Raw genomic sequence first — 16,860 nt, 5'->3', positions numbered from 1 at the left:
TTAACTTTTCAACCCATATAAGTTTTGGATTTCACCTGTGACCCAAAGACACGATCAATTAAGCTCTACCACTGTTTCAATTACGACGACTGCAACCCCAATACAAAAAACTGAAACGATTTTTCCATCTGCTTTTGATCAAACGGAAATTCAAAACACGTTGACACAAACCGCACTAAAATCAGAACAACTGACGCATATCCCGAATCTAAGCAAGATTCCTACCTCAACCAAGCGAATCAAGCCCTTAAATAATTTCTTAGGGCAAGATCGCGCCAGAGCCTCTGTAGAAGCAGGGATTGCTTTACCTTATTCAGGCTACAACATTTTTGCTGTGGGGACGGCAGGTCTTGGCAAAAGAACCATGATCAAGCGTTTATTACAGCAGCATGCCAAAACCATGCAAACGCCTGATGATTGGGTCTATGTTTATAATTTTAAAAATGCGCGACAACCGATTGCACTGCGTTTTCAAGCGGGTCAAGGCAGTAAGTTTCAAGCTTTAATCCACCAAGCATGGCAAACCATTCTCAAGCAACTTGAACGTCGCTTTAGTGCTGAAACTTATCACAATCGTATTGAACGTATTCGTCAAATCACGGGAAATGAGCAACAACTCGCTTTAGTTGAACTGACCAAAGAAGGCGAAGACCTCGACCTAAAACTGATTAATCGTAACGATGAACATATTTTTGTGCCGATCCATGTCAAAGATGACAAAGTATTGGAAATGTCACAGGAAGATATTAATGCGCTCGACAGTAAACAACGCGCAGAAATTAATTCCAATATGCGTTATATGGATAAAAAGCTTGAACGGCTTGGCCTTCAGTTAGGTGATTTGGAAGATGATGCACGTGATCAAGTTTCTGAACTGAATCGTGATATCGCCAAACAAGTGGTGATTCCTCGTATAGATTTGATTTTAAGTAAATTTAAAACCGTACACGGACTCGATCAATACTTAAAACATTTTGCAGCAGATATCATTGAAAATGTTGAAACGATTTTAGATCAAGAAGGTGAAGAATTCTCTCCTGCTTTATTTAATCGGGTTCCTTCACGTTACCAAGCCAATGTCGTCGTGAGCAATAAGCCAAACTCTGGTGCACCAGTTATTTTTGAAGACTTCCCAACACACTATAATTTACTGGGACATGTTGAACAGCTGACGCAAAACGGCACCATCACCACCGACTTTACTCTGATTCGCCCAGGCTCATTGCATCAAGCCAATGGTGGTTTTTTAATTTTAGAAGCAGAACAGCTGTTAGAACAGCCTTATGCATGGCAAGGGCTAAAACGTGCATTAAAATCAGGGCAATTAAAGCTGTCTTCTCTTGAGCACATGCTGACTTTAACTGGCAGTATTTCAATTGAGCCTGCATCTGTGCCACTCAACTTAAAAGTGGTTTTATTGGCAGAACCTGAAATTTATTATGAAATTTTAGAACTAGAGCCAGAATTAGGCAGTGTTTTTAAAATTCGTGCTGATTTTACCGATACCCTGCAACGTAATGATGATAATGAACAAGCTTATATGCAACTGATTGCAGACTATGTTCAACAAGACAAATTACTGCCTTTTGATCGCTCGGCATTGGCGGCATTACTAACAGATTCAAGTCGCCAAGCTGAAGACCAGAGTTCATTGTCTTTACATGCTTTGACCCTAGGTGACTTGATCCGTGAGTCTCATCATCACGCTGCACAGTCAGATGAAAAGTTAGTTACCTCTCATCATATCAACACTGCCCTAAAACATCGTCAATATCGCTTAGGCTATTTAAGAGAGCTTTATTGGCAAGACTTGTCACGTGGTACGCAACTGATTGAGACACGCGGCCATCGTTTAGGTCAGATCAATGCTTTATCCGTGATCCACTATGCCGATGTTGAATTTGGTTTACCGTCACGCTTAACCGCTTCTGTATACCAAGGTGGTGGTGACATTCTAGATATTGAGCGCAGTGTAGAACTTGGTGGTTCATTACATGCCAAAGGTGTCTTGCTGATGTCGAGTTTCTTAAAAGCTCATTTTGGTCGTGAACAGATTTTGCATTTCTCTGCTGCCCTCGCCTTTGAACAAAGTTATGGTCAAGTAGATGGTGACAGTGCCACGGTTGCAGAGCTATCTGCATTGATTTCTGCAATTTGCCAATTGCCTATTGATCAATCGTGGGCGATCACAGGTTCGATGAACCAATTGGGTCAAGTTCAACCTATTGGTGGGGTCAATGCAAAAATTGAAGGATTCTTCGATGCGTGCAAACTCCAAGGATTGACAGGCAAACAAGGGGTGATTATTCCACGTCAAAATATGCAGCATTTAATGCTTCGCCATGATGTGATTGAGGCTGTCAATGAGGGTCAATTCCATATACATGCAATAGACACCATTGATCAAGCTTTAGAAATCTTAATGGCTCGACCTGTTGGGGCATTAGATAAAAAAGGTCGTTATACCAAAGGTTCAATCTATGCAGCAGTGATGGCACAGCTTGAATATTGGCAAGCCTTGGAAGATGGTGTTGAAATAGAGCACAAGCCAAAGAAAAAGAAAAAAAAGAACAAAGGGAAAAAACCGAAAAAGGCAGAAGCTGAATCAACAAGCATCATTACTGACGAAAACCAAGCTGAAGTTGCAGCAAAGCAAAATAAGCGCAAGTCAGCTTAAATTGCTTCTTGGTTAGACCTTAAATAGACAAAGCTTTGAATATTCAAAGCTTTGTCTTATGTATTTGGGTGGTTTACTAAATATCAAAACCCAATATGCAAAAAACAAACATTGAAACAGCGCATCAGTCATGACGTAATCTCGTCTAGGCTGCAGATCAGCATAGCCAAGCGAAAACAAAATAATCTTAGCCAATAAAAAAGCACCTTCCGGTGCTTTTTCTACATCATCAACTTATTAAGCATCTGGTGCTGGGCTATATTGTTCAATCAATGGCTTTAATTCACCATTTTGGAACATTTCTAGCATAATGTCGCTACCGCCAATCAATTCGCCATTAATCCACAATTGCGGGAATGTAGGCCAATTTGCAATTTGTGGCAAAGTTGCACGAATATCCGGATTTTCCAAGATATTTACATAAGCAAATGGACGACCAATTTGGCTAAGTGCTTCAACTGCACGTGCAGAGAAACCACATTGTGGAAATTGCGGTGTACCTTTCATATAAAGAAGTACTGCATGTTTAGCTATTTGATCGCGAATTAACGCTTCTGTATCACGCGCTTGTTCAGTCATTGATTAAATCCTCAACTCATCTGCCTGCATTATACCTAAATCCACAATAAAGAATATGTCTAGACGATTATTTCCAATTTTATTTATATTAAAGCTTTAAATCTTGTGCATATTTTGGTTAGATAATCCTTTACCCTTTCCACTCCTAACAGATAAGAGTTAGTTATGAATAACATCACCCTCGCTCCGGTACAAACTGATCAACCTTCACATTTGATGCCTGTATTCAGCCGTCAACCGATCAGCTTTGTCCGAGGACGAGGTTCTTATCTTTATACTGAAAATGGTACTGAGTATTTAGATGCATTGACGGGTATTGCTGTGTGTGGCTTAGGACATGCTCATCCTGTGCTAGCAGAGGCTATTGCAGAACAAGCGGCTACATTAATCCATACCAGCAATATTTACGAAGTCGCTTGGCAAACTGCAGCAGCGCAAAAGCTGGCTGAAGTTTCGGGTATGGAAGAAATCTTTTTCTCAAACAGTGGTGCAGAATCAAATGAAGGTGCAATTAAAATTGCACGTAAATTTGGTCACTTACAGGGTGTTTCCAATCCCAAAATCATTGTTGCGGATCAATCATTCCATGGTCGTACCCTTGCAACGCTTTCAGCTACGGGCAATAAAAAGGTTCAAGAAGGCTTTGCACCACTGGTTGAAGGCTTTATCCGTGTGCCTTTTGGCGATGTAGAAGCCATTGAAGAAGCCGCTATTCAGCATCCTGACATTGTGGCAATTTTGGTCGAACCAATCCAGGGTGAAGGTGGTGTCAATACCGCACCTCAAGGCTTTAGCTACCTTGAAGATATTCGTCGTATTTGCAACCAACATAATTGGTTAATGATGCTAGATGAAGTTCAAACAGGTAATGGCCGTACTGGTAAATACTTTGCTTATCAACACACCAATATTATTCCAGATGTTTTAACCACAGCAAAAGGCCTCGGAAATGGTTTTCCAATCGGTGCTGTGATGACACAAGGTCGTGGTGTTGGAGTACTTGCTGCGGGAAATCATGGCTCTACTTATAGTGGTACGCATTTAGGCTCTCGTGTTGTCTACACAGTGATTGACTTGATCCAAAAAGAAAATATCGTTGCAAATGCTGCTGAAATTGGAGCATATCTGGTCGATCAGTTCCGTGCTCAACTTGTGGAGCAAAATGTGATTGTGCGCGGTTTCGGCATGATGATTGGTATCGAATTACCTAAAGACTGTGCCGAATTAGTAAACATTGCACGTGATAAGCATCATTTAATTATTAACGTTACTTCAGGCAATGTGGTGCGTTTACTGCCTGCCTTGAATATGAATCATGAGCAAGCAGATGATCTATTAAAACGCTTAGTACCTGCAATTAAAGAGTTCCTTGCCTAATTGTGAATAAATGCTTTAAGAGATTAACCCGTTAATCTCTTTTGGTTTTGTCATGAATGCTTATCAAATTGCAGATATAGAAAAGCCGCTTTAAAGCGGCTTTTTTATTAGAACTTATTAGAATTAGAACTTTATGAAGCTTCTTGGAAAATTCTACCACCAGGCAACTGGCTAAAATATTGTTTCAAAGCATCCAAACAACGATGAATTTTCATCGGCTGCTGTTCACGCTTTAAGGTCACAGCACTTAAAGTGAAAGTTGGTAATTTCCACTCAGGAAGCACTTCAACCAATGTTCCGTTCATTAATTCTTTTTGCACATCTAAATAAAGGATTCGCGCAATACCATGCCCATGTTGGCACAATGATTTTGCAACAAATACGTTATTTGTCTGAAGACGATGCTTCATTTCTAAATTAACAACTTCACCTGTTGCACCATGCTGAAATGAAAAATGTTGAGAATTTTTCATGATATTTATCGGAATCAAATCATGATTCTGTAAATCTTCAGGACGTGAAATAGGCGCTGTTTGATTTAAATAACTTGGCGATGCAACTAAGATCTGATCGACTCGTGCAAGTGGCATACAGCTCAAGTTATTCGCATCTTCAATTTTTGAAGACATGCGAATAGCAATATCTATACGCTCTTGAATCAAGTCGATATATTGGTTATCTGCTTCAAAATGAACCATCAAACCTCTATGTGCAGACATCCAATGCGATAAAGCAGGAACAACATGTGTTGCCCCTATTTCCGGGGTTGTCGCAATACGCAAATCCCCAACTAAATCATCGCGCAACTCATTAATGCGGATTTTTCCACGCTCTGCGGCAGCGAGCATTTCTTGACAACTGTGGAAAAAAGCTTGACCAGCCTCAGTTAAACTCAGCTTTCGCGTAGAACGATGTAGAAGTGTCACTTCCATTTCATGTTCTAGAGATCTAATTTGCTGACTAACCGCACTAGTCGTAATGCCAAGGTCACGCGCGGCACCACTAAAAGAGCTTTTTTCAACAACACAAGCAAATACACCCATTGCCCGAAGTTGATCTAACATAAATTTCCCTCTGAAATTATGAGCTGTTTCACACTTTTTGTTCAAAACAACTCATTGTATTATACGAAGAAAATTACACTTTGCATTAAAATATTTAATTTATTGGTAAAATATTTGCTGGGTTTATCGGTTTTCCATCTAAACGTACCTGAAACTCCAACATGGTACTGCTAGCACCTGAAGATCCCATCTCTGCAATCTTCTGTCCTGCTGTCACAGTTTGACCACTTTTCACCAACATTTTGCTGTTATGAGCATATGCAGTAATGTAACCATCGATATGTTTTACTAAGACAAGATTACCATATTCTTTTAATCCATCTGCAGCATAAACCACCTGTCCATCCGCTGCGGCAAAAATTGGATCACCTTGATTCCCTCCAAAACGTATTCCTTTAATATTATTCGCAATATTATAATTTGCAATAACAGATCCATTTGATGGTTTTACCCATCTCAATTGGGTTGATTGTACTGTCGTCGTCGTTTGTACAGGCGGCGGCGTTACTGGCTGAGCCGTCGTTGTACCAGTTGGCGACGTCGGCTGCTGTGTTGGTAACTTAATCGTTTGACGTTGAATTTGCGGTTCATTGCTCGTCAACGGTTTCGTTGTAGATCGAGTGACATTGCCCCCACCTTTTTTCAAACGTAATGACTGACCTACATAAATTCGATAAGGTGCGGCAATATCATTCATTTCAGCAACACTGAGATAACTCAAACCATAACGCATAGAGATTGCGCTTAAGGTATCACCAGAACGAACTGTGTAATAGTCAGGCGCAACAGCATAACGTGTAGGGTTATTAATTTGAGGCTTCGATGCACACCCAGTCACCACTATGGCAGAGGTGATTGCTATTGTGGACAAAATGATTTTCATCCATCGCTTAGGCATTTGAATTGGAAGTGTTGATCGAGCCAAAAGCATTGATTTCCCTCTCTACAATCTTAAAATTTAAAAATATTTGCTTAAGATTAGCAAAATACACACGCATTTCACTGTTTAACAGTGCTTTTTCACAAAGTTATAACACTCATACATCAAAATGACTATGTGAGAGTTGTGATTGTAGTGTTTCAAGAATTGTGTAATTGGTTGCATCCATCTGAATTGGGGTAATACTGACGCAACCATTGGCAATGGCAAAAAAGTCAGATTGCAGGTTTTGTGCATTTTTTTGCGGATCTGTCACCGCTTCACCCGCCAAACCAATCCAATAGACTTGACGACCACGCGGGTCAACCTGACTGGTTATCGGCTTTGATTGTATTCGACGCCCCTGATATGTAATTTGAGCCCCTAAAATTTCAGCGACATCGGGAATATTGATATTTAAGATATGTCGTGGAGGCAGTTCGGGTAAGCCTTTGGCAATAAAGCTGTAAACCCAGTTTGCAGCTTGTGCATAATCTCCAGGGTTGTCATAGGAACGTACATTACTGCCTGCCAATGAAACTGCGATTGCTGGCTGTTTCATCAAACGTCCTTCAAATGCCGCCCCTACGGTTCCAGAATAAAGGACATCGTCACCTAAATTCGCCCCACTATTGATTCCACTGACAACTAAATCAAACTCAAAATCAAATAAACCATTCATGGACAAATAAACACAATCAGCAGGTGTCCCATTGACTGCCCACATATCTGGTGCAACTTGAATCGGTCGAAGTGGTCGATCTAGGGTTAATGCACTTGAATAACCACTGCGCTCACTTTCTGGCGCAACAATAACAACTCGACCTAGAGGTCGTAATGCTTTTGCTAAAGCTTGAATACCTGGTGCAAAAACACCATCATCATTGGCAACTAAAATATTCACTAAAAGATTCTCTGAGTAAAAATTATTAAATGACTACTGAGTAATTTAATTCAAATTTATTGAACAATTATATATAGTTACTTACTCAATTTTAAATCTAATTTGTGACTATAAAGATGATTACACGTTCTCTTACTCATACTATTTCTATCGCACTCATCACACTTTGTGCACAATCTGCATTTTCAGAAACATTAACTTCACAAGAATCTGATCGAATTGCGAAAGAAGATATTGCCGCAACACAGGTGCTTGCCGAAGTTTGCCCAGCGTTAATTGGAAACAACCCTGCATTTCAAACTAAAATTGCAAGTTTAACCCAAACCTTATTAAAGGATTTGTCCAAACCTACAACATTGACTCAGCTTCAACAAGATCCAGAATACCAAACTGTACTCAAAGAAGCACAAATCAGTGCCAAAGAAGTTGATCAAGCTGAACACAAAGCAGTATGTGCTGATGTACTCGAACTTCCACACTAAAATAAGATAAAAAACCTTCCCCCCAATGCGATGTTAAAAAATCCTTTTTTGACATCTTTTGCATTGTTCAGTGTGCGAAAATTTCAAATAAATCTACAACATCGATACACTTTCTCTATATTTTTCACAGTTTTTACGTTTAATCTATGCAGATTCTTAAATTAAAAATTGATTAGGTTATTTATGCGTATGACGTTAAAAATGCTTACATTAAGCCTTGTTTCAGCAAGTGGTTTATTTATGACCCATGCTTTTGCCGCATCTGACAAAATCGAAGTCACCCAGCAACAAGTCTCTAAAGAAGAATTGGCTGCAATTTATGTATTGTCGGATATCTGCCCGAGTCTAATCAAAACAGATGCTGCATTTAATAAAGGTTTTGATCACTTGCTTAAAGACTATATGCCAAATGACAAAGATCCTAAAGCAACCTTAAAATCACTTGCCAAGCAAAAAGATTTCCAAAGAGCATTAAAAGAAGCAAAAAGTGATGCTAAAAAAGCGGGTGATACTGAAAACACAGCAATTTGTAATGACATTAGTAACTATCAGTCATAACGATTTCTGCAATTTATCCAACAAATATTGAATTAGTTACAATAAGTAAGAAATAAGCCGACTTTCCTTATAGAAGTCGGCTTTGCTTTGCCCTAAAATGCTAGCCTGTTTGTGCTCATATAACGATTGGAACGACCTAGAATGACTCGAAAAAGCGCCATTGCTGCATTATTACTTTTACCTTCATTTTCTTATGCAGCAACCGTCTTAACCACTCCGCCAGAATTAAATAATAAATCGTATGTCTTAATGGACTATGAGACAGGTCAAATTCTTGCATCGAAGAATGAAAATGAAAAATTAGCACCTGCTTCGATGACGAAAATGATGACGAGTTACATCATTGAGCAAAAACTTCTTAAAGGCGAACTGACCGAAAGTGAAAAAGTTCGCATGAATGAGTCTGCATGGTGTCGTGGTAGCAGTACTGAATCTTGTATGTATGTGCCGTTAAATGGTACTGCAACAGTTTTAGAAATGTTACGAGGCATTATTATCCAGTCGGGTAATGATGCATCTAAAGCAATGGCTGAACATATTTCAGGTAATGAGGGTTCATTTGCCTATGCAATGAACCAAGAAGCCAAACGTGTAGGTATGGTCAATACACACTTTATCAATGCAACGGGTATGCCTGCTGAGGGTCATTACTCAACTGCAAAAGATATGGCGGTACTTGCTAAACATATCATTCATGACAGTTCAAAATATTATCCTATTTATTCTGAAAAAGAATTTACCTTCAACGGGATTAAACAAGGTAACCGTAATGCCTTACTGTATACCGACCCAAGTGTTGATGGCTTAAAAACAGGTCATACCGATGAAGCAGGTTATTGCTTAACCACATCTTCAAAACGCGGCCCAATGCGTTTGATTTCTGTGATTTTTGGTGCACCATCGATGAATGAACGTGCCAGCCAAACACGCTCATTGTTAGCTTGGGGTTATTCAAACTTTGAAACAGTCAGTGTTCAACCTGCAAATCAAGTGCTTGCTAAAGCAAAAGTTTATTTTGGTAAAGAAAATGATGTACAAATTGGTTTAGCTGAAAACTTCAATGTGACCATGCCTAAAGGTCAAGCCAATGCCATCAAAACACAAGTCACTGTTCAACCCAACTTAAATGCACCATTAAAACAAGGTCAAGTTGTTGGTAAATTAACAGCAACTTTAGATGGTAAAGTGATTGCTGAAAAACCATTAGTGGCGTTAAAAGCTGTAGAAGAAGCAGGCTTCTTCTCTCGCTTGATCGACCATATCAAAATGTTCTTTAGCAACTTGTTCTAAGTTATTCACTTAAACCTAATATTGAATTTATTAGACTAAAGCACAGGCATCCTGATCACAGATTTGGATGCCTTTTTAATTTATACTCGGTAAAAATACACTGGTTAAATTTTGCTTTTGACATGGAAGCCAACATGAAAAAAAATATTCGTTCGTATTTAGGCCATCATCCTAAAATTGATTCAACCTGTTATATCGATGATCTCTCGGTTGTAATCGGTGAAGTAACTTTGGCGGAGAATGTATCGGTTTGGCCTTTTGCGGTGATTCGTGCGGATGTCAATCACATTAAAATTGGCCGTTATTCTAATGTACAAGACCATTGCATGTTACATGTCAGTCATAAAAATGATGCAAAACCCAATGGCTCACCTTTAGTGATTGGAGAAGATGTGACCATTGGACATCATGTCACCTTACATGGTTGTACCATTGGCAACCGGGTTTTAGTGGGAATTAATACAATTGTTCTAGATGATGTGGTGATTGAAGATGATGTCATGATTGGTGCAGGCTCACTGGTTCCACCGCGTAAGCGCTTAGAAAGTGGTTATCTCTATGTAGGAAGCCCAGTGCAAAAGGTTCGCCCTTTAACTGACAAAGAAAAGGAATTTTTGCCTTATTCAGCAAGACACTATGTCAAAGTAGCAAATCATTATTTAGAAGCGAACGATTAACCATAGGATTAAAGCAAATACCTAGGCATGCTTAACAGCGTATTTGTTATTTGAATACATGTTGCTCAAGTAAATCTAATTCCACTGAACTACAGTGGAATTAGGCATTACATTTTGGATCAAACCGCTATTCAGAGACCTTGTAGTATTTGGTTAATTCTTCAAATACTGGTGCTTTGACATTGTCTTTTAAAATATAGCGGGTAATCACACCTTGATCTGTATGTATTTCCATAAAGATATTTTGCGAGCCTTTGAAGTCCCCCATTAGGTTGACTGGAATAAGCACACTGTTACGAGAACGATTTGCTTTAAATGCAAAATCAATTTCAGTTGGCCCAATCACATTAAATGAGTGACTTTTTGCACCATCACTAAATACAACTTTTTCAATATTATATTTGGTATAGGCGCTATTTAAGCTGAGTTTCACCTTTAAAAAGTCTTTATGTGTCTCATTCCACACCACAGTGACGATTGGACAAAGTTCACTTGGCTGGCAAATTAATAATCCCTGTGTACCTACATTTGAAGTGGCGTCATTAGGATTTGAAGCACACCCAGTGATCAGCAATACACCTAAAGGTATACATAATAATTTCTTTATCATACTTTTTAAATCCTATTGTATGCCCAAGAATTGGAATGGCTAAGCGATCTTAAAACAAGAACTGGCTTTACCTGTATAAAACATTGCATGATCAAGCCCCAATTCAAGCTTTTTTGATTTGACTATCTTTTATAGCCAATGTCTTTTAATTCTATCCAAAAAACATTCGACGATACAGTAGATTCAAACAAATAAAGTCTTTTATGTTTGAGTGGTGTACACCCGTAAATAGCGAATGTATTTAATTCTGTGTTGGGTATTAAGTCCAATAATCATACAAACATATTGCGTATAACACTTAACACATCTGCACATGAATATTCTAGTCGTATATTGAGCTGGATCGATAGAGCCAAATACATCAGTTTATATAGTAATTTTTATGTGAAACATTCTGACTTACAACAAGCCGATATAAAATAATAGATTAATCAGTTAAAGCGCTGAGATTTCAGCTCCAAATGCAAGATAAGCAAACTTGCCCAGAAGTATTTTGAGCATATTGTCGATACATGTCCGCTTAGGATGATCAAAGAAAATCCGCATGAACATAGCCACCACGTGCTAAATTTTGTAGAATAATGCTTTATCTTCCTTGGTGCTGGTCATGACCGCTTGGACACCCCACGTTACTGTTGCGACAGTTGTAGAAAAAGATGGAAAATTTCTTTTTGTAGAAGAATATACTGAAGGTGTAAGCCATACTGTGTTCAATCAACCCGCTGGCCATGTTGAATGTGGTGAAACTATTATTCAAGCTGCGTTACGTGAAACCATGGAAGAGACAGGATATGCAGTAGAAATCAATTCATTACTGGGGATCTATACCTATACCCCACCCATGTTTCCAGACCGCACTTATTTTAGATTTTGCTTTTTAGCACATGTGACTGAATACTTTCCAGACGCACAACTGGATACAGATATCATTGGTCCACAATGGATGACGCTTGAAGAACTGCTTGAATCTGCTCGTGCCAGAAGTCCTTTGGTCATTAAAGCTGTACAAGATGCACTTTCTGGGCAAAAATACCCACTTTCGCTCATCTATGAGCACCAAAACTCTCCTTTAATTTCAAATTTGGATGCCTAATCCTATGCAACAACGTGTCATCGTCGGTATGTCGGGTGGTGTAGATTCATCTGTTTCTGCTGCACTTTTACTTCAACAAGGATATCAAGTTGAAGGGCTTTTCATGAAAAACTGGGAAGAAGATGATGGCACGGAATATTGTACCGCAATGGATGACCTTGCTGACGCACAAGCGGTGTGTGACAAAATTGGGATCAAACTCCATACTGCAAATTTTGCAATGGAATATTGGGATCGCGTTTTTGAACATTTCTTAGCAGAATATGCCGCTGGTCGTACACCAAACCCAGATATTCTGTGTAATAAAGAAATTAAATTCCGTGCATTCTTAGATCATGCTGTCAATTTAGGCGCGGATTTTATTGCAACTGGACATTATTGTCGTCGTGGCGAAACAACCACCAATTCAAAAGGTGATCAATATGCGCCTTTATTACGTGGTGTAGACAATAACAAAGATCAAACTTATTTTCTTCACGCGGTTCATGGTCGTGAAATCAATAAGACCTTGTTCCCTGTTGGTGAGATTGAAAAACCACAAGTACGTAAAATTGCGGAAGAACTGGGTTTAGCCACTGCCAAGAAAAAAGATTCCACTGGGATTTGCTTTATTGGTGAACGCCGTTTTAATGACTTCTTAAAACAATATTTACCGGCTCAACCCGGGAAAATTGTCTTAGATACAGGAAAAGAGGTTGGTGATCATCACGGCTTAATGTACTATACGCTCGGTCAGCGTGGTGGTATTGGTTTAGGTGGACTCAAAGGCGCAGAAGAAGGTGCTTGGTTTGTTCTACATAAAGACATCGAAGGTAATCGTCTTGTGGTTGGACAAGGTCATGAACACCCACTGATGCAGAGTACCATTTTATGGTCTGAAACAATTGACTGGGTTGCAGGTGAACAAGCAATTCCTGACACAGGTTTCCGATGCACGGCAAAAACTCGTTACCGTCAACCTGATCAAGCATGTACAATTTATAAAGATGCAAACACGCCAAATGGTGTTCGTGTCGAATTTGATGAAGCACAGCGTGCCGTAACACCGGGACAAAGTGTTGTTTTCTATGTCGATGAAGTCTGTTTAGGTGGGGGTGTGATTCATCATACCAATGCACCAAAACCAGATTTTATTGAGTAATGATTAAAAATTATTTAAAGGAATTTAGGCATGGTTGAGTTGCCCTTTCAACAGCCTCAAACTTTGAATCAACGCCAAAACCGAGCTTTGGCGTTAGCAGCTGTGTTTCAAGCAACACAGCTGACGCATATGACTGCAATGTCAGGGCGTCAAAGTATTGGTGAAAGTGGTAATTTCTATTTTGAACAGCTCATCAAAGCCAGCCTCAATATCCGTGCCACTGCCAATTCATCAGGTCAAACTTTAGACTTCTTCAATCAATTGGCAGACATTTCCTTAGGTTTAAAAACTTTAGAAAGTAGTATTACACAACCTTTCTCAGCATCACCGAAATCTAGAATTCCTAAAATTGCCAATGCAAAACTGCCAATGACTTATGCCATGTCATTATTGGCCTTGGAAAAAAAAGTTTATAGCAATCCAAAGTTTGTTGAAATTATTGAACAATCTCAACAAAAAATATTAAAACAGCTGTCTTTTTTTGATAATAACTATTTACATCCAAGTATCATTGCCAACTTAGCACAAACCTATGTCGACACTGCTGGTCAAATTAACCCTCGAATTCTAGTCCGTGGTAATGCAGAAGCCTTTAAAGACTCTGCACATACCAATCGTATCCGTGCCAGCTTATTCACAGGCTTACAAATGGCTCACCTATGGCGTCAATTAGGTGGAAGCTCATGGAATATGATCTTTAGCAAACGCAAACTTCTTCAAGATATTCAAGATCTTGCTCGATTACAATATCAGGTTGTTTAATTTGATACTGTTCGAGTTACGCCATTCGCTCTAATTCCAAAATTTAAGGAATCTTTATGAACGCTTTAACCGCACTTTCTCCACTAGATGGACGCTATGCAAGCAAATGTGATGCATTACGCCCTTACCTCTCTGAGTTTGGTCTAATCCATGCTCGTGTGACTGTTGAAGTGCGTTGGTTACAAGCGCTTGCAAATCGTCCTGAAATCACAGAAGTTCCAGCTTTTTCTGCTGCAACCAATACCGCTTTAGATGCGATTGTTACTCAATTTTCTGAAGATGATGCTAACCGCATTAAAGAGATTGAACGTACTACTAACCATGATGTAAAAGCGGTTGAATATTTCTTAAAAGAAAAAATTGCACATATTGATGAGCTTAAAAATGCAGGCGAATTTATTCACTTTGCTTGTACTTCAGAAGACATCAACAACCTTTCTCACGCTTTGATGTTGAAAAATGGTCGTGAAGTGTTAGTTGTTGCTATGCAACAAATTGTTGATTCTATTGTGGCTTTAGCTGAAACACATGCAGAACAACCAATGCTATCACGCACCCATGGTCAAACTGCGAGCCCAACTACTTTGGGTAAAGAAATGGCCAACGTTGCATATCGTTTAGCGCGTCAAATCAAACAGTTTAAACAAGTTGAATTATTAGGCAAAATTAATGGTGCGGTAGGTAACTACAACGCGCACTACTCTGCTTATCCTGAAATCAACTGGCCTGCTCACTCGCAAGCATTTGTTGAATCACTCGGTTTAACTTTCAACCCTTATACAACTCAAATCGAACCACACGATTACATCGCGGAATTGTTCGATGCTTTACGTCGTTTTAACACAATTTTAATCGACTTTAACCGTGACGTTTGGGGCTATATCTCTTTAGGCTTCTTTAAACAACGTTTAAAAGAAGGTGAAGTCGGTTCTTCTACAATGCCTCATAAAGTCAATCCAATTGATTTTGAAAACTCTGAAGGTAACTTGGGCATTGCCAATGCAGTATTAGCCCACTTAGGCGAAAAATTACCAATTTCTCGTTGGCAGCGTGACCTTACAGACTCAACTGTATTGCGTAACATGGGTGTTGGCTTGGCACAAAGTTTAATTGCTTTTGAAGCATGTTCAAAAGGTATTGGTAAACTTGAGCTTAATGCAGCACGTATTCTTGAAGACCTTGATCATGCTCAAGAAGTATTGGCTGAACCAATCCAAACTGTAATGCGCCGTTATGCAGTTGAAAAACCATATGAAAAATTAAAAGCATTGACTCGTGGTCAAGCGATGACACGTGACATGATGGTTAATTTTGTCAATGGCACTGAACTTGAAGCTGTACCTGCTGCTGATCGTGCACGTTTGGCTGAAATGACCCCTGCATCTTACACAGGTAATGCTGCGGATCAAGCCAAACAAATTAAAGATTTGATTGCTAAGATCTAAGCTTTTAATCTTCTAAAAGACCTAAAAAATGCGAAGCCGATGCTTCGCATTTTTTTGCATTTTGATTACAATGCGCAGTAATAATTTTTAGAAAATACCATAATGATTTATCATGCCTTAACAAAAAAACATTGGCTGGTTCTTGCTATGCTTGCAATCGCAATCATTCTTGCCAGTATCAATCCTTTAGAATATCCATCCTACATGCTGCACCAGATTGGCACCTTGCTCATGCTGATTGCCCTGTTTTTCTGTCTAAAGAAAATTGGACTGACATTTTCATCATTTTTATTGTACATCCTCTTCTTGGTAATTCATGTGATTGCTGCACATTATCTTTATTCTTATGTGCCTTATAATGATTGGTCAATCAAATACTTACACTTTGACCTCAATCAAGCAATGGGGTGGACACGTAACATGTTTGACCGCTTTGTACACTTATTCTACGGCTTATTTCTTTACCCATTTTTCTACCGAATTTTCCAAGTGTGGTTACCAAGCTTAAAGCCTAAAACCATATTTTTATTGGTCATTCAATTTGTTATGACAACCAGTTTATTTTATGAATGGATTGAATGGTGGATTGCCATTGGCCTATCGCCAGAAGAAGCTGAAAACTACAATGGGCAACAAGGTGATATATGGGATGCGCATAAGGATATGTTCTTAGCCACCATTGGTGCAATCATAACAGGATTAGTCGCTTTAAAAGCTGCGACAAAAGTGAATCATCCTCAATAATAAGGCCTTCCTCCCTTCCAATATACTCACTTAGCGATCAAGTTCTTGGTGAGTATAAAATCAACTGAGTTTTACTTTTGCAATCTTTGTTTATTCTCTAAGATATCGGGCAAACTGCGCTCGATCCAACCAATCAAATAGTTTAATTTTTCAGCCGCTTGTGCACCTAAAATCGTCAATTGATACTCTACTTTCGGTGGTACTTCAGGGTAAACCGTTCTCAATATAAAGCCATCTTGTTCAAGCACTTTTAATGTCTGTGCAAGCATTTTTTCGCTGATTCCCTCAATTCGATTACGCAGTTCGCTAAAACGTTGTACGCCATCATTTAAACAACGTAAAACCAATACAGACCATTTGCTGGTTAAATGCTCCAATATTTCTCTAGATGGACACTGGCTGGATAAAACTTGACCAATTAAATCACTTGAAGCATAGATGCTCATAAATTCTCTCTACACAGTAATTAGCTTACTTTTAGGTACGTACTTACATATAGTAAGTTTAATGATTATGATCATAACATCAAGTTTAAAAA

General features: G+C 39.0%; 17 protein-coding genes. 11 read left to right on the top strand and 6 right to left on the bottom strand.

Features of this window, described 5'->3' with window-relative positions:
• Positions 1-37: 37 nt before the first annotated feature.
• Complete coding sequence (locus ACZ5QH_RS08840; protein WP_004820722.1) at positions 38-2,677, top strand: Lon protease family protein; 2,640 nt, start codon at positions 38-40, stop codon at positions 2,675-2,677.
• A gap of 237 nt (positions 2,678-2,914) precedes the next feature.
• Here ACZ5QH_RS08840 and grxD read toward each other — a convergent pair whose 3' ends face one another.
• A complete protein-coding gene (gene grxD, locus ACZ5QH_RS08835) occupies positions 2,915-3,256 on the bottom strand; it encodes a Grx4 family monothiol glutaredoxin (RefSeq protein ID WP_004820720.1) in 342 nt (113 codons plus the stop codon).
• Between the two features lie 165 nt (positions 3,257-3,421).
• Here grxD and ACZ5QH_RS08830 point away from each other — a divergent pair, with 165 nt between their 5' ends.
• Positions 3,422-4,633, top strand: coding sequence for an aspartate aminotransferase family protein (locus ACZ5QH_RS08830; protein ID WP_303577018.1), 1,212 nt, complete (start codon positions 3,422-3,424; stop codon positions 4,631-4,633).
• 131 nt (positions 4,634-4,764) lie between these two features.
• Here the strand turns inward: ACZ5QH_RS08830 and ACZ5QH_RS08825 are convergent, their stop codons facing one another.
• The 3 genes from ACZ5QH_RS08825 to surE all read right to left on the bottom strand — a co-directional run bounded on the left by ACZ5QH_RS08825 (position 4,765) and on the right by surE (position 7,520).
• On the bottom strand, positions 4,765-5,697 hold the full coding sequence (locus ACZ5QH_RS08825) for a LysR family transcriptional regulator (RefSeq protein ID WP_004721269.1): 933 nt from the start codon (positions 5,695-5,697) through the stop codon (positions 4,765-4,767).
• A 94-nt stretch (positions 5,698-5,791) separates the two neighbouring features.
• Entirely contained in the window at positions 5,792-6,628 is an 837-nt protein-coding gene (locus tag ACZ5QH_RS08820; RefSeq protein WP_034613659.1) for a peptidoglycan DD-metalloendopeptidase family protein, read from the bottom strand.
• A 106-nt stretch (positions 6,629-6,734) separates the two neighbouring features.
• Positions 6,735-7,520, bottom strand: a complete 786-nt coding sequence (surE, locus tag ACZ5QH_RS08815; RefSeq protein ID WP_034613661.1) for a 5'/3'-nucleotidase SurE — start codon at positions 7,518-7,520, stop codon at positions 6,735-6,737.
• A gap of 116 nt (positions 7,521-7,636) precedes the next feature.
• Between surE and ACZ5QH_RS08810 the strand changes: the two genes are divergently transcribed.
• The 4 genes from ACZ5QH_RS08810 to ACZ5QH_RS08795 all read left to right on the top strand — a co-directional run bounded on the left by ACZ5QH_RS08810 (position 7,637) and on the right by ACZ5QH_RS08795 (position 10,527).
• Positions 7,637-8,002 (top strand): MCR_0457 family protein, encoded by a 366-nt coding sequence (locus tag ACZ5QH_RS08810; protein ID WP_034613664.1) that lies wholly within the window; start codon positions 7,637-7,639, stop codon positions 8,000-8,002.
• Positions 8,003-8,185: 183 nt separating this feature from the next.
• The gene (locus ACZ5QH_RS08805; RefSeq protein WP_004721274.1) at positions 8,186-8,560 is read left to right on the top strand and encodes an MCR_0457 family protein; all 375 of its coding nucleotides are present in this window, start codon (positions 8,186-8,188) and stop codon (positions 8,558-8,560) included.
• 141 nt (positions 8,561-8,701) lie between these two features.
• Positions 8,702-9,850, top strand: a complete 1,149-nt coding sequence (gene dacC, locus ACZ5QH_RS08800; protein WP_004820709.1) for a D-alanyl-D-alanine carboxypeptidase PBP5/6 — start codon at positions 8,702-8,704, stop codon at positions 9,848-9,850.
• 134 nt (positions 9,851-9,984) lie between these two features.
• The gene (locus ACZ5QH_RS08795; RefSeq protein ID WP_034613668.1) at positions 9,985-10,527 is read left to right on the top strand and encodes a gamma carbonic anhydrase family protein; all 543 of its coding nucleotides are present in this window, start codon (positions 9,985-9,987) and stop codon (positions 10,525-10,527) included.
• Positions 10,528-10,654: 127 nt separating this feature from the next.
• On the opposite strand, the gene ACZ5QH_RS08790 is transcribed toward ACZ5QH_RS08795, so the two are convergent.
• Positions 10,655-11,137 (bottom strand): hypothetical protein, encoded by a 483-nt coding sequence (locus tag ACZ5QH_RS08790; RefSeq protein ID WP_004820707.1) that lies wholly within the window; start codon positions 11,135-11,137, stop codon positions 10,655-10,657.
• Between the two features lie 607 nt (positions 11,138-11,744).
• On the opposite strand from ACZ5QH_RS08790, the gene ACZ5QH_RS08785 reads away from it, so the two are divergent.
• The 5 genes from ACZ5QH_RS08785 to ACZ5QH_RS08765 all read left to right on the top strand — a co-directional run bounded on the left by ACZ5QH_RS08785 (position 11,745) and on the right by ACZ5QH_RS08765 (position 16,322).
• Positions 11,745-12,230, top strand: coding sequence for an NUDIX hydrolase (locus ACZ5QH_RS08785; RefSeq protein WP_004820704.1), 486 nt, complete (start codon positions 11,745-11,747; stop codon positions 12,228-12,230).
• Positions 12,231-12,234: 4 nt separating this feature from the next.
• On the top strand, positions 12,235-13,371 hold the full coding sequence (gene mnmA, locus ACZ5QH_RS08780; protein ID WP_034613669.1) for a tRNA 2-thiouridine(34) synthase MnmA: 1,137 nt from the start codon (positions 12,235-12,237) through the stop codon (positions 13,369-13,371).
• 30 nt (positions 13,372-13,401) lie between these two features.
• Positions 13,402-14,133 (top strand): high frequency lysogenization protein HflD, encoded by a 732-nt coding sequence (gene hflD / locus ACZ5QH_RS08775; RefSeq protein ID WP_004820699.1) that lies wholly within the window; start codon positions 13,402-13,404, stop codon positions 14,131-14,133.
• Between the two features lie 56 nt (positions 14,134-14,189).
• The gene (gene purB, locus ACZ5QH_RS08770) at positions 14,190-15,578 is read left to right on the top strand and encodes an adenylosuccinate lyase (protein ID WP_303577017.1); all 1,389 of its coding nucleotides are present in this window, start codon (positions 14,190-14,192) and stop codon (positions 15,576-15,578) included.
• 102 nt (positions 15,579-15,680) lie between these two features.
• Positions 15,681-16,322 (top strand): DUF2238 domain-containing protein, encoded by a 642-nt coding sequence (locus ACZ5QH_RS08765; protein ID WP_303577016.1) that lies wholly within the window; start codon positions 15,681-15,683, stop codon positions 16,320-16,322.
• Between the two features lie 71 nt (positions 16,323-16,393).
• On the opposite strand, the gene ACZ5QH_RS08760 is transcribed toward ACZ5QH_RS08765, so the two are convergent.
• Positions 16,394-16,768, bottom strand: coding sequence for a winged helix-turn-helix transcriptional regulator (locus ACZ5QH_RS08760; protein ID WP_004721299.1), 375 nt, complete (start codon positions 16,766-16,768; stop codon positions 16,394-16,396).
• Positions 16,769-16,860 lie beyond the last annotated feature (92 nt).

It is taken from the genome of Acinetobacter sp. Ac8 (genome assembly GCF_055392545.1).
This window is presented reverse-complemented; position numbering and strand designations above follow the sequence as displayed.